The following is a 14520-nucleotide window of genomic DNA, read 5'->3' as shown; positions in this document are numbered from 1 at the left end:
AATAAGGACAAGGACTTTGAGCAAAGAAAGTATTTACTGAATACAGCACGAATGAACAAAGTAGAAATATTTGAAAATGAAAGAGCCACAGGATATAATCAATTTGTCGACATGTGGATACCCGGTTATCACTATTTTTTAGACTGTTTACCTAAACTATTACGTGAAACAAAAAGAGACTTATTGGTTGTAGGTTGTGGCACAGGCAACGAAATAGAAAAACTTGTCCAAGCAGATGAACATAGGGAGATTACAGGTGTAGACCCTTCGCCAGAAATGATTAAACAGGCGGAGGAAAAACTTCAGCGTTATCATAACGTAGACTTGATTGAAGGTCTAGTAACCGACCTTGATATAAGAAAAAAATATAGTGCAGCAACTCTTTTCTTAGTTCTGCACTTTCTGGAAGACAACGGCAATAAAATAAACCTCCTCAAAGACATATCCAACAGATTAGTATCTGGCGCAACATTTGTAAAGATCAAGTTAACTTCCATATGGAAAACGAATCCATCTTGTATTTAATAACTGCATGAAGAAAATAGGCATAATCGGTTGTGGTTGGTTAGGATTACATATTGCTAAACATTTGTTTCCAAAACATAAAATCTATACAACCACAACTTCACAACAAAAAAAAGCAGAACTAATCGCAATGGGATACGATTCCATTGCTATCCAATTTTCAGATGACGAAATATTACAACAGTATAAATCTTGGAAAGCTTTAGAGCATTTGGATATCATTATAATTAGTGTACCCTTTTCAAAACGAGCGAATATAAAACTACTCCAGAATCGATTTGAAAATATCAGCTTATTTATTGATGGTTTCGATAAACAACTTTTTTTGATGAGCTCCATCGGGATTTATCCACAACTGCAAATGGAAATTGGTGAAGAGACACTGCATGAACAGCTCCTTAATCCAAGTATTTTAGCGGTAGAGCAATTAATAAAAAGCAAATTCTCACAAGTGAATATTCTGCGACTAGGAGGATTAATGGGAGGAGACAGGATGTTCAGCAACTACCAAACCTCAACCCCTGATCAAATCGTCAATCACGTTCATTATGAAGACATTGTTCTGATAATAGAAAAGATGATACGCAAAAAAACATATTCTAAAACATATAATATTGTCGCTCCAGCACATCCTACAAAACAGGAAATAATCAACTACCAAAAAGGCTTAAGCGAACCACAAAACATACAAGAACACGGCAGAAAAATAATGTCTACCTTATCTGAACAAGACTTATCGTACCAATATTTGCATCCAGACCCCAAAGCATTCAAATAAAACAGCATTTACAAGCCGTTTAGGTCACAAAACCTGAGAAGCCTCAACAAGGCGCTTCAACTTAGCATGGGTAATATCAATAGGTACGTGTCCAAATCCACATTCACTGGTCAATATCAGGCGATCAGCTGGAAAATACTCCAAAGCCGGCTTTAAGCGTTGGCGTATTTCTTCTATAGATTCCAGCTCGTCACTACGCTGATCTATTACACCTATGGCCAGATCTCCTTTAAAATCCCACACCTCAAACAGTTCCAGCATATTGTAACTGAGCGTACAATGTTCAAGCATGACTTCATCAATAGGAACCCTTTTAAACGCCTCAACCAAATCGGTGTATTTGGTAAAGTACACCCTCTTTCGTCTTGGGTTGCCACCACAAACATGAAGTCCCACACGCACTTTCTTAGGCAACGATTCAATCAGCTCGGCAAGGATCTCGGCTGCCCAAAGGCTTTCCTCCGGAGACTCTGTCCACATCGGTTCATCAAACTGCACATGCTCGCATCCAAGTGCTATGGCTTCAGCTATTTCATCTCTCAAAATATTGGCCCAGGCACGGCATAAGGCCTGCGCGTCGGGATAAAGATCTTTGCGTTCATTAACGCTGAAGCGATACAACACATGAGGCCCCGTTACAGTCAACTTCACCGCTACATCGGCCGGAGCCGCGTCTCGGGCGATTTTCCAGTTGCGGGCAGTATCAAAGCGCGGATTCTTGAGCTCACCGATCACTCTGGGGCACTCAATCCCAAAACCAGCAGTGCCGAATGAAACCTTAGGCATATCCTCAAAGGTAATACCATCAATACGTTTTTGATAGAAATAATACATATTCTCGCGGTATCCTTCGCCGTCGGTAATCGTATCCAAACCCAGGCTGGATTGGTCTTGTGCCGCCCATTTGATGTAATCATCCACTTCTTCCCTGTTCATTACAGGTCGTTTCATGGTATCCGCCAATTTTTCCGGACGGGGATAACTACCTACTACTGTATTGCGAAATCTTGACATATATATTAGTACTTAAAATATCAATAAAAATAGAACTTTTTTAATAATTGACCTGCAGCTGCCTGCTACGGGCTTCCTCGATTTGAGCCCGCACTCCATCCGCCAGTGACCGGGGGACAAACCCAATCTCCTGTTCCAAACGAGAACTGTCACAACGGTCCACCAATGCGGTACGCGAGACGCTTTCGTCAAATTCATATTGCGCATCGGGTAAAATGCGTTCAACCGTCTCCATCAGCTCTTCGGCTGTTACCGAATGCCCCCCATTGTTATATGCAAAGTGGTTGAGTTTTGGTTTTAGGGAAAGCCGGACAAACTGCTCGGCCACATCATCCACATAGATCCAGCAATCGTGAGAATCTTTCGAAAATGGCAAATTAACCTTTTTACCGAGTGCAGGGTTTGTTGCAAACTCACAAGCCCACAGAACCGATCCTCTCATCCGCCCATCACCATATACTATCGGTGGTCGCATAGCGGCTATGCTAACCCCTTTTGTTTTGATGTACTTCTGAGCCGTAAATTCATTGAGCATTTTCATTACACCATAGGTATAAAAATGGTCATCAAGGGAACAGAAGTCCTCTTCTTTCACGGCATAATTTTCATCACCGTATGCACTGTGGTTAGCTCCATAGATGGTTTCGCTACTAGCAAACACCAGACGTGATAATTTATGGTCGACCACCATATCAAACATGTTGACCATCCCTAGAATATTGACAGAAGCTCCACGGTGGTGATCTGTTTCTACTTCGGCGCTCATAAGATAGGCTAGGTGAATCACGTGGGTAATGTCAGGAAATCTAAGAAACACATCGTTGACCTGTTCTCTGTTCGACACATCAAGATTGATGAAGGTAGTCTGGTCTATTTGTTCCTGAAGCTCGATAAGCTTGGCGGTATCATTTTGATATTTTAGAAGAGCTATTTGCTTAGTCCATTCTATATTTAGACTCAAATCGGCAACTACTACCGGTATTTTACGCTCCCATAGGTTGACCACTACACGTGCTCCAATAAATCCTGTGCCTCCGGTAACTAAAAATTTCATAAAATATATTACTGTGTCATGATCTTTTACGATCTCTTTATACGCTAGACAAAGTTAGTTTCTGTACATTAATAACCATAAATTTTTAGATAATTAGATGATATCACTTTTTTTATAGATTATTTTAGCATAATTAGCTTTTTGTTAACTAATTTCGCTACGACAAAAGAGTTTTATGCTATGGAAGAACTTGACAAGACGGATTTGTTGCTATTAAAAATATTAGGAAACAATTCTAATTACACGATTAAGGAGTTGGCTAGGCAGGTGAACCTTTCGCCAACGCCAGTATTGCAAAGGGTGAGAAGACTGGAGAATGAAGGGTACATCAAAAAGTATATTGCTTTACTTAACCCCGAAAAATTCAGCCAAGGTTTTATCGTATTTTGTAATATCAAGCTAAAACAGCATGACCGCAAGATTGGACATCGTTTTGTAGCGGATATTCTAAAAATCGACGAAGTGATAGAATGCTATAACATTTCCGGGGATTATGATTTTATCTTAAAAGTATTCGCCAAGGACATGAAGCATTATCAGGAATTTGTATTCAATAAATTGGGCACAGTTGAAAGTATTGGGAGTACGCACAGCACCTTTGTGATGGCGGAGGTCAAAAATTTACATAATATCAGTTTTTGAGATGCTACATGATGAAGAATCAAGATTCTCTGTAGGATATTTTTTGTAATTTTACTACATGGAAAAGCAAGCAAATAACCCTTTACATGGCAAGCGATTGGATACGATTATAGAAGAGTTGCTAGATCATTATGGGAGTTGGAAAGCATTGGGCCAACAGATACGGATCAACTGTTTTGTTGACAACCCCAGTTTAAAATCGTCATTAACGTTTTTACGGAAAACGCCATGGGCCCGTAAGAAAGTAGAGGAATTGTATATCGAGGTGATAATGGGAAGATGATCGCTCATTAGAAACGCTCGTCCACCAGCTCCTTATTGACGATGGCCCCCGTGACATTTCCCAAAGCAACCGCATTGGCCACCGAGCGCATCATAACAGCGTTGTCGCCACAAGCAAAAACACCGTCAACCGTGGTTTTTTGCATTGTATCAACTTGAATATAACCGTGTTCAGTGAATGCACACCCCAAAGCTGCAGGAATATCAGAATGTTGCTCAAAAGGCAAAGCAGCATATACCGCTGTAAAAGCCTCCCGACTGCCATCGGTAAAAACAATCTCTTTTACATAACCATCTTCATGCATGATCTCAGCAACCTCTTTCTCGGTAATCCCTATACTGTTCGCTTTCAGCTTTTCCGCAGCTGGAAAATCAAATTCTGCCCGGCCGTTCGTGAGAAGTGTAAGATTGTCTGTCAGGTTGTTAATCAAAGACGCTAGATGGTAAGCTTTCGCTCCGTTGGCCAGAATAGCGGTTTTTTCCTTACGGTATTCGTACCCATGACAATACGGACAGTGAATGACAGATATGCCCCAGCAGTCTGAAAAACCTGGAATATCGGGCATGATATCTTTTATACCTGTAGCAAATATGAGCTTTTGAGCACTAAAGACTTCCCCAGTACGGGTAGTAACTGTAAAACCGTGGTCAGTGTTCTCACTGCTGACCGCCAGATCATTGTGAAACTTTATGGTATTGTATTTAATAAGTCGACCCCTAGCTTCCGCCATAATTTGACCGGGTGTATGCCCATCGTGAGTCAGGAAGTTTTGTGAATGTGGAGTCTGCCGGTTACAGGGCAGTCCACTGTCAATAACCAATACTGAACGTAAAGAACGCCCCAAAGACATCGCGGCGGAGAGACCGGCGTAACTGCCACCTATAATGATGACTTCGAAGTTTGTCTGTTTATCCATACTATATTTTTTCAATCCACAGTTACATAAATTTGCAATATAAACAATTAAAATTAGTACACTTTTTGGTGCTCTGGAAATTGAGCACTATGTTCATGTTGTTTTATGACAGTACAAAGAGAAACTGCTGTAAAAAACAAATTTAAGACGAACTATCCTCAAAAAAGATTGTTATAAGTTTATCCATACAGCAAATAGAAGTCATATGAAACAGAAGAATATTCCCTATATAAAACAACTAACATTACTTTTACCCCTCGTGATGTTTATCATATCCTGCGGTGGATCCAACAATGGATCCACAAGCGGCGAAGATACATTAACCAATAATAGCGATACCAACTCTAGTGCCAGCGAATACGGTTCTGACATCAATTTAAAAGCACCCTTTAACAAGCCTCCGCAGAACAAATTTGCGAAAGTGACTGGTTGGAAAGATGGCAATACACCGGTCGCGCCATCGGGATATAGGGTAGTGGAATTCGCTAGCGACCTCAATAGCCCACGAAATATATACGTGGCAGAAAATGGCGACATTTTTGTTGCCCAGTCGCGGACAGAAAAAGAAGAAGAAGATCCTGAAAAGGTAAACTCACGCAATCTTTTCCGCGATAAAAGTCCTAATGAGATACTACGTTTCCGGGACGAAGATAACGACGGCGTAGCCGAAAAGAAAGACATCGTTTTAAGCGGTTTGTCGCAGCCCTATGGAATATTAATAGTTGGCAATTTTTTTTACGTTGCAAACACTGATGCCTTGATACGCTTTCCATATGATCCTTCTACAGGGAAGGTCACAAACAACCCTGAGAAGATTCTTGCCCTACCTGCCGGAGGTTATAATAATCACTGGACACGTAATCTGAGTACAAATAAAGATAAATCGAAGATATATATATCCGTCGGTTCAGGCAGCAACGTCGGAGAAAATGGTATGGACAAAGAGGTCGGCAGGGCATTGATTCTGGAGATTAATCCTGATGGTTCGGGCAAACAGATATATGCAGCAGGTCTTCGGAACCCGGTGGGTATGGACTGGGAACCAACCACGAGCCAATTGTGGACTGCTGTAAATGAACGGGATGAACTCGGCGATGAGATCGTCCCCGACTATATTACAGCTGTAAAGTCCGGCGGTTGGTATGGATGGCCATATACTTATTGGGGCAAACATGTTGACCCCCGATGGGATACTCAACATCCCGAAAGCCTGGGTATAGCTCCAGATTCGTTAACGGCAAAATCTATTACCCCCGACTATGCTCTTGGCTCTCATACAGCGTCGCTAGGGTTAGCGTTTAGTAAGACGTCAGCTTTCCAGCCGGGGGCGTATATCGGCCAACATGGCTCCTGGAACCGCTCGCATCTTGTTGGGTATAAAGTAGTTTTCGTTCCATTCAAGGGCGGAAAACCTACGGGCAAACCAAAGGATTTCCTAACCGGCTTTGTTGCCAATGAGGAAAAAGCCGAGGTCTACGGACGTCCCGTAGCAGTTGTATTTACTCCAGACTATATGCTTGTCACCGACGATGCAGCCAATGTTATTTGGGCAATAATACCGCAAAATAAGTAAAGTATAGCTGGGCAAAAAACAATTAATTTGTAACAATTTCCCAATCATCTGGTTTATGAACAATATTAAAACTTATATTACCATATTTCGAACGGTTAATAATGAGGCTACATTTTTCATTCCCCAATTTTAAATCAGTGAGATGAATTTCATTAAGATAATCTGGAAGTGTAATTCGATCAAAGGTTATGGTTTTGTTTATCGCGTTTATATCGATCCTTAAACAGGATTGTAATAGCATAAATACGGTTCCTACTGCCCAAGCCTGTGGTGAACAGGCGACTGGATAAGCGGTAGGTCCTATACCTTGCCGTTTTTCAAAACCGCAATATAGTTCAGGTACCCTTTGTAATTCTATAAATAAGGAGGCATCAAATATAGATCCCATAATTTTCAAAACATGCTTTTGCAAACCATATTTTGATAGTCCATAAGCTATTAATGCATTATCGTGGGGCCAGATAGAGCCATTATGATAGGACATAGGATTATATCTTCCTGACGATGATGATAGGGTCCTAACTCCCCACCCACTGAACATGTCCGAATCAAGTAGGGTATCTGCAAGTATAACAGCTTTATCTTTGTCGGCAATTCCTGTAAATAAACAGTGTCCAGCGTTAGAAGACTTTACTCTACAAGGTTTTTTATGGCCATCGAGCGCCAAAACAAAACTGGATAGTTCTTCATCCCAAAAATGCTCGCTAAAGCTCTTTTTTAATGCTGATGCTTCATTAAACCATTTCATAGATAGGTTTTGATTACCGAGTTCTAAGGCTAATTTCCCGGCATGATTTTTTGCACCGTATACATAACTTTGAACCTCACATAACGCAATGGGTGGATCAGCAAGCTGATTATTTTCATGCATGATGGAATCAAAGGAATCTTTCCAACCTTGATTCGTGAGTCCATTTTCAGATTTATGTATGTATTCTACAAAACCATCACCATCAATGTCTCCATATTTATCAATCCAATCAAGCGCAGCCATAATATTTGGCCAGATTTGTTTGATTAAATTCAGATCACCTGTACGGTCATAATACATTCCGGCCAGTATAATAAATAGTGGAGTAGCATCTATCGTTCCGTAATATTGTTTAAAAGGAACTTCACCCGTATTTGCCATTTCTCCATTGCGAGCTTCATGGAGTATTTTTCCAGGTTCGGCATCTTTCTCAGGAATTAAATCAACAGCTTGGTTTGTTGCTAAAAATATTAATACCTCTTTTGTGATTTCTGGATTAATCCATAAGATTTCCATAGCTGCAATAATCCCATCTCTTCCAAAGGGTGTATTATACCAGGGAACACCTGCGTACGGGTATTTTCCATAATCGGTCTGAGAAAGAAGCGATATAAAGTCCTTCTCCGATCGATACACCCAATGATTAAATTGTGCATTAGATGTTTTAATATCTGCAAAGAGGGTTTTGCTTTGATTTAGCTCTAGCTGGTTTAGCTCGCTGGCTTCGGCATAGGAAACGGCTTTTTTTTTCTCCTTTCCCGTCAGAAAATGAATACAATAATGAATTGTTACTACTTTTTTGGGAATTAAGTTAATAAAAAAGACGGCTCGATTTCTTTCTAATGTATACTCGACATCCGATTGAAAATGAACTTCAAAAGAACGTTCAATACCATCCAATCCTAAATAAGTGGTTTCAAAGTATTCATTATGATAAACAGGATATGCATTATTTGTTTCTACTTTTCTTTTTATTCCCCGGATTTCAAAAATATCTTTAAAATCACCATCAACATCCAGAGTCAAGTTGAACGAGCAGCATTCAGGCTCATATTGCAATATCTTGATTTCCTCATAAAAGGCCCCTTCCCTCACAAATTGGTGTCTTTCAATATGAACAGCATTTTCCTGTATATTACATTTTTTTAACATCGGGTTTGTAAGGTCTGCCGAATAAATGGAGTTCCCCTCCTTGATAGAACCACTCAATAAAAGTGGTTTTTCACCATTAACATTTAACACCAACGTATTAATAAAACGGGTACCCTTGTGGTATATCCCCTGCACCATTTTTCCATGAGGATGAATGTTCCCTGATCGGTCAAAAACTGCAAATGTATTCGAATAGTTTAACACCATATTTACCTCATCTGAATTAACGGCGTCAGATGAGATATGATATGCTTCTTCTTGGACAATTTCTTCTTTCATGCTGGTTTATTTAATATTGGCATACTACTTCGAGGGACGTTTTTGAATGTATCGTTAACTAAGGAATGATACATATCAATATAGTTTTCAGCCATGCGAGCAACCGTGAAACGTCTTTCGAAGACACGACGTATTTCTGCTCTTGATAAATATTCTAACCGACTTACAGCATCGATAGCTTCCATCACGGAATTTACAATAAAACCTGTGATATTATTTTCCATGATTTCCGGTACAGACCCGTTGCGAAATGCGATCACTGGCGTACCACATGCCATAGCTTCGATCATAACCAATCCAAAAGGTTCCGGCCAATCAATAGGAAACAACAAAGCCTTTGCGTTACCTAAAAACTCTGTTTTCTGTTGTTCGTTTATTTCTCCGATATACTCTATTAGTGGGTCGTCCAGTAAAAATTTTACGTTCTTCTCATAGTAGGCAAAATCAGCCTTATCAATTTTTGCGGCAATCTTTAACTTTGTATTGGTTGCAAGTGCAATTTTAATTGCTCTTTCAACGCCTTTCTCCGGAGAAATTCGCCCTAGAAAGGCTAAATATCCACCCTTTCCATCTCCTTGATGATGGAGATTTTCAGGAAGACCATGATATACTGTTTTAATAAAGTTTCCTTGAGGAAGTGGTAAGCGTTGGTTTTCGGAAATTGATATTAAATTCTGGTAAGGAAAGACATTATAAACATCTCGTAATTCAGGAATATCTAATCGGCCATGCAGGGTTGTAACAGACGGAATTTTTAACATATTACTAAGTGGAAAATGAAGATAGTCCGTATGAAAATGCAAAATATCAAATTCATTAACGTGCGTGCTTAACTCTTGCATTTGGATAATATGATAAGCTAGTGGGTCAATACAGTTTCGTTTTAACCGTAAACCTTCGTTAACACAAGCGATCAGTCTACCTTGTGTAATAGAATCTCCCGAGGCAAATAATGTAACATTGTGTCCTTGGTGAACTAATTCCTCTGTTAAATAATGTACAATCCTTTCCGTTCCGCCATATAATTTTGGAGGAAGTGATTCGTACAACGGTGCAATTTGAGCTATCCGTAAGGATTTTCTTTTAACAGTATGGCTTCTATATTTATTCATTCTATGGTTGCCCCTTCATTTAAATAGATAACCTAATAAAATGTAAATAGTTCCAAATTCTGAAAATATGACATAACTTTGTGACCGTTAAACTTTTATCCGAGACACCTTTATTGGAATGGTCGGTTTTGGCGTGTATATATTTTTTATTTTATATGATCTGCAACCCACACGCCAGAACTAAAGCATGCCTGCAATAGATAACCGCCGGTGGGTGCTTCCCAATCCAGCATTTCACCAATACAAAAAACATCCGGATACTTTATTAACGCCAAAGAATTAGACAAGTCGGCAAAAGAAACGCCACCTGCTGTAGAAATAACCTCATCAATAGGTCTGAAAGAAGTAACCTCAATCGGAAAGTCTTTGAGAGCAAATGCTAATTTGGGAGGACTGATATACGTTTCGCGATCTAAAAATTTCAGCAATTGTATAGCGGTTTGCGAGAGTTTCAATTTATCTTTAAGAATGGAAGCCACATTTCCTTTATTTTGCAACTCCTTTTCAATCGAGCTCACAGTATACGTAGGTTTTAAATCTAAAAACAGCGGCGTGGGAAAAGACCCCTGACGAAGAAAGCGATTTAGATAATAGACAGGAGCACCCTCTATACCATAAGATGTAAATACTATTTCTCCTGTTTTTTTATGCCCTGCAAATTTTAATTGAATATTTTTTAATACTTGGCCAGCAAGTGCGGAAAATTCATCTTTTGTATTGACACCCGAGTTAGCAGATTGAAGTGTGTTAATTTGAATGCCTTTTGCCCTAAGCAGATCCACCCATTTTGCATCTGACCCTGTTCTAGACCAGGATCCTCCTCCTAAGGCCAAAATTAGTTTTTGATAAAGGATTTGCGTGAGTTTTCCCTGATAGATGAATGTAGCGGACCCTTCATCAAAATCCACCAAGCGATAACCGTAGTGAATTCTCACACCGACATCTGTTAATTTCGTGAGTATAGCTTGCAATACCTGTATGGGCTTTATTCCTTTGGCAGGAAAGATTTTACCCGAACTGCCGATAAACGTAGGGATTCCCAGTTTATGAAGCCATTTCACAGTATCTTTATTATCGAAATATTTGACAATACGTTGTATTTCGATCTTATTGTAATTCTGAATAAACGTATCGACATCTTCACTATGGGTGAGGTTAAACCCGCCGTGTCCAGCCACTAAAAACTTACGGGCGGCGGCTTTATTCTGTTCGTAGATATGCACCTTAAACCCTTTTGTCGCTAACTGTTGCGCAGCTATTAATCCCGCAGGCCCCGCTCCAACAATAACAATAGGTAGGTTTAACATACCACAAAAATAAGCAATTCTTTATAATTGTTTAACTGGACAACTACTCCCTTTCCTTCAATTTCCGTTTACTGCTTTCGCTCAAACCTACCGTTTGTTGCAAACCTTCCTGAAGACTTTTCCAGATGGTCTTGAAGTGAGAGTATTCCGGCACCCGTTTATAATCTATCTCTCCAATATGGTATACTTCATTTGCATCCGGATTACTATCATTGATCAGAAGTTGATTGATTAAAAAAGTAAGAATGCCGCGCTTATTTCTTTTATTGCTTTCTTCGTCTGGAGGATACAAGAGATTCACTTTAAGTTGATCGTAATCAAAATAGAGTTTACCCCAATTTCGGTAGTCATTTCCCTGCATATCAAAGCGTATGCGGCGTATATTCCCAGAAACAAACTCTAAGTTAAGCAACGGTGTAATTATACGGTTGAAAGCCGGTACCTCCATCTTTCCCAGCGTCCCGGCATAGGAGTGACTACCGTCTTTGCTCAGCATATCGAAACCAAATACAGCATGCAATGTTCCTGAACCCATCAGGTTTGCCTGCAGATCTGCTCGCATAAACTTATCATTTTTCAGTTGTGCTGTAGTATCGTTGGTAACGTTAGTGACGTTGCCATGCACCTGCTGAAAAGTAAGTACGCCTTCACGAAGATATTTTCCGCTCATCTCATGATAGGAAAGATCTACATTTTCCACAAAAACCGTATCAAAGTATAGTAGTTGATTGACGGCCATTATCTTTTGATGCGGAGCCTCTCCGATCTTATTGACATTATCCTTTTGAAAACGTTTATCTTTATGGAAAGATGCGGAGCCTCCCACCACATGTACGTATGTAGAAGAAATCCGATGCTGGTCAAACAGCTCTCGAAGCCGAGTCTTTTCCAATCGCAGTGTATCAAAGTTCAAGAAAATTAAGGCTTTATTCTCTTTATCGTTCCGGAAATAATCTACTTTGTTAATTTTAGGGGATAGGACAATTTTGGTTAATACCAGCTCATCCTTCCTGCTGTCCATCATAAGTCGATCAAAACCTACCTTGTAAGGGCTGTTCGGAATCTCGTAATCGAATTTAGGAATATCTATCTCTACAGCTTTGAAATAATACAAGCGTGTTGAATCTTGCTCCGATTTATCATCGACCAGAATATCATAAAACCGAAACTGCGTACTGTCCACTTTTATCTCTTCCGTGTTACCACTTTCTGTTGTTGAATACAAGACATTAAAGCGATCTAAACGAACTTCGCCTACCTGCACCGACTTGAACGTATCTTTAATACGGTCATATAGAGAAGTGGCACTATCGTTTTTTATCGTGTCGTTATAAGCATGGGTTTCGTTCAACACTTGCAAATCAGCTCCGCTTAATATAACATTTCTGATAAATAACCTTTTACGCACTAGAGCTGACCAAAGACTCACGCCTGTTACTTCTAAGGATTCTAATTTGATATGGAAACGGTTATCAGGCGCAGTCTTTAATGCAACCTGTTCACGGTAAACGACGGAGTCAGAAATCAGCTCGGCGTTTTTTATTCGAACGGTCCCCGTCAGGATATGCAGTTCTATGTCCTCGTATGTCAATGCATACATGCCCTTGCTCGACTGTTCCACAGCCCCTTGCAGTTTTGCTTTAATCTTAGGCTTCCAGTTACGTACATAATCCCCTCCCACCGTCAATAATATAATAAGGGCTAATAGTATAAAACCTCCTATCCATTTCCATATACGAGGTATTGAACGCACACTTTTTATTATCCCATTTATCTTCATTTGGGGTGACGCGTTTCTTTTTTCGCAAATATAATCGGTAACACCATAATCCTACTTATTTTTAAAATGAACGTATTGAATCGCAAAAAGGTTTCGATTTGTCCATATTTATATAAAAGCCATCTTAAAGAAACTTTTTCTTTTTTTTATTGTTCAATATAAAGACAATAAAACACTAAACTTGGACCTATGAATACACGAAGAGACTTTCTTCAGAAAATTACTTATTCGGTCATGGCATTACCATTACTGCCGTCAACCTGGCAATTTGACTTATCTAGTTTTAATAACGAACCCTATAATGGTCCAGTTTTACGCGTTGCGATTATGGGCCTGGGCGGGTATGGAACCCGCGTTGCAGAGGCTATGAAGGCGTGCAAGAAAGCGAAATTGGTCGGTGTGATCAGCGGTACACCTGCGAAGATCAAAGCATGGCAATCTAAATATCAAATTCCAGAGAAAAACTGCTACAACTACGAGAATTTTGATAATCTTAAGGATAACCCGGATATTGATGCCGTATACGTAATCACCCCAAATGCTTTACATCACGATCAAGTCATAAGGGCCGCAAAAGCAGGGAAACATGTAATCTGCGAAAAACCAATGGGCTTGAATGCTAAAGAGGGAGAAGAAATGGTTCGGGCATGTGAGCAAGCTAAGGTCAAGTTATTAGTGGGATATCGTATGCATTTTGAACCAAAGACGCTCGAAGTCGTCCGAATGCGGCAAAATGGCGATTTTGGGAAAATTCTTTTTTTTCAAGGACAATGTGGTTTCCGGATAGGTGATCCTACTCAATGGAGACTGGATAAAGTCTTAGCTGGTGGTGGCTCTTTGATGGATATAGGTATTTATGCGATCAATGGGGCGCGTTATATGGTTGGAGAAGAACCCATATGGGTAACAGCACAAGAAACGAAGACAGATCCCGTTAAATTTAAGGAAGGCGTAGATGAAACGATATTATTTCAACTCGGTTTTCCAAATGGCGCCGTAGCTTCCTGCTTATCTACCTATAATATGAATCATTTGGATCGATTTTTCTTGAATGGTGAAAAAGGTTTTGCCGAGATGCGCCCCTCTACCGGTTATGGCCCTATAGAAGGTCGAACGCATCAGGGTAAACTTACCCAGCAGCACATTACCCATCAAACTTTACAAATGGAGGAAATGGCTTCTATTATCTTGGAGAATAAAGAACCTATTATACCTGTTGACGGTAAAGAAGGTTTAAAAGATTTAAAAATAATCGATGCCATTTATAAATCCTGTAAAACAGGCGAAAAACTTGAACTACAATAAACGCCCATCCACCCCGCGATTTCCGCGGGGCTTCTGAGCGATCACTCGA

The 14520-nt window shown here is 40.0% G+C and carries 13 protein-coding genes; 6 read left to right on the top strand and 7 right to left on the bottom strand.

What is annotated here, in order from left to right:
- The first annotated feature begins 51 nt into the window (after positions 1–51).
- Positions 52–525, top strand: coding sequence for a class I SAM-dependent methyltransferase (locus tag FXV77_RS11715; protein ID WP_148919411.1), 474 nt, complete (start codon positions 52–54; stop codon positions 523–525).
- A gap of 7 nt (positions 526–532) precedes the next feature.
- Positions 533–1303: an NAD(P)-binding domain-containing protein gene (locus FXV77_RS11710; protein ID WP_148919410.1), complete on the top strand. Its 771-nt coding sequence runs from the start codon at positions 533–535 to the stop codon at positions 1301–1303.
- A gap of 24 nt (positions 1304–1327) precedes the next feature.
- On the opposite strand, the gene FXV77_RS11705 is transcribed toward FXV77_RS11710, so the two are convergent.
- Complete coding sequence (locus FXV77_RS11705) at positions 1328–2317, bottom strand: cobalamin-independent methionine synthase II family protein (RefSeq protein WP_148919409.1); 990 nt, start codon at positions 2315–2317, stop codon at positions 1328–1330.
- Between the two features lie 40 nt (positions 2318–2357).
- The gene (locus tag FXV77_RS11700) at positions 2358–3371 is read right to left on the bottom strand and encodes an NAD-dependent epimerase/dehydratase family protein (RefSeq protein WP_148919408.1); all 1014 of its coding nucleotides are present in this window, start codon (positions 3369–3371) and stop codon (positions 2358–2360) included.
- A gap of 180 nt (positions 3372–3551) precedes the next feature.
- Between FXV77_RS11700 and FXV77_RS11695 the strand changes: the two genes are divergently transcribed.
- Together FXV77_RS11695 and FXV77_RS11690 are read left to right on the top strand one after the other, a co-directional pair.
- The gene (locus FXV77_RS11695) at positions 3552–4013 is read left to right on the top strand and encodes an Lrp/AsnC family transcriptional regulator (protein ID WP_148919407.1); all 462 of its coding nucleotides are present in this window, start codon (positions 3552–3554) and stop codon (positions 4011–4013) included.
- Between the two features lie 58 nt (positions 4014–4071).
- The gene (locus FXV77_RS11690; RefSeq protein WP_148919406.1) at positions 4072–4296 is read left to right on the top strand and encodes a VF530 family protein; all 225 of its coding nucleotides are present in this window, start codon (positions 4072–4074) and stop codon (positions 4294–4296) included.
- 7 nt (positions 4297–4303) lie between these two features.
- Here FXV77_RS11690 and FXV77_RS11685 read toward each other — a convergent pair whose 3' ends face one another.
- Positions 4304–5212, bottom strand: coding sequence for an NAD(P)/FAD-dependent oxidoreductase (locus FXV77_RS11685; RefSeq protein WP_148919405.1), 909 nt, complete (start codon positions 5210–5212; stop codon positions 4304–4306).
- A 205-nt stretch (positions 5213–5417) separates the two neighbouring features.
- On the opposite strand from FXV77_RS11685, the gene FXV77_RS11680 reads away from it, so the two are divergent.
- The gene (locus FXV77_RS11680) at positions 5418–6785 is read left to right on the top strand and encodes a PQQ-dependent sugar dehydrogenase (RefSeq protein WP_246162445.1); all 1368 of its coding nucleotides are present in this window, start codon (positions 5418–5420) and stop codon (positions 6783–6785) included.
- A gap of 22 nt (positions 6786–6807) precedes the next feature.
- Here FXV77_RS11680 and FXV77_RS11675 read toward each other — a convergent pair whose 3' ends face one another.
- From FXV77_RS11675 to FXV77_RS11660, 4 genes are all read right to left on the bottom strand, one after another.
- Positions 6808–8967 (bottom strand): amylo-alpha-1,6-glucosidase, encoded by a 2160-nt coding sequence (locus tag FXV77_RS11675; protein WP_148919404.1) that lies wholly within the window; start codon positions 8965–8967, stop codon positions 6808–6810.
- Positions 8964–10079 (bottom strand): glycosyltransferase family 4 protein, encoded by a 1116-nt coding sequence (locus FXV77_RS11670; RefSeq protein WP_148919403.1) that lies wholly within the window; start codon positions 10077–10079, stop codon positions 8964–8966. Before FXV77_RS11670 ends, FXV77_RS11675 begins: the two co-directional genes overlap by 4 nt.
- A gap of 146 nt (positions 10080–10225) precedes the next feature.
- Complete coding sequence (locus tag FXV77_RS11665) at positions 10226–11386, bottom strand: BaiN/RdsA family NAD(P)/FAD-dependent oxidoreductase (protein WP_148919402.1); 1161 nt, start codon at positions 11384–11386, stop codon at positions 10226–10228.
- A gap of 43 nt (positions 11387–11429) precedes the next feature.
- Complete coding sequence (locus tag FXV77_RS11660; protein ID WP_148919401.1) at positions 11430–13139, bottom strand: hypothetical protein; 1710 nt, start codon at positions 13137–13139, stop codon at positions 11430–11432.
- 216 nt (positions 13140–13355) lie between these two features.
- Between FXV77_RS11660 and FXV77_RS11655 the strand changes: the two genes are divergently transcribed.
- Positions 13356–14471: a Gfo/Idh/MocA family protein gene (locus FXV77_RS11655; protein WP_148919400.1), complete on the top strand. Its 1116-nt coding sequence runs from the start codon at positions 13356–13358 to the stop codon at positions 14469–14471.
- The last annotated feature ends 49 nt before the right edge of the window (positions 14472–14520 follow it).

Source organism: Sphingobacterium phlebotomi, assembly GCF_008180195.1.
GTDB lineage: Bacteria > Bacteroidota > Bacteroidia > Sphingobacteriales > Sphingobacteriaceae > Sphingobacterium > Sphingobacterium phlebotomi.
Note: the sequence above shows the minus strand (reverse complement) of the source record. Positions and strands in the feature narration are given on the sequence as shown.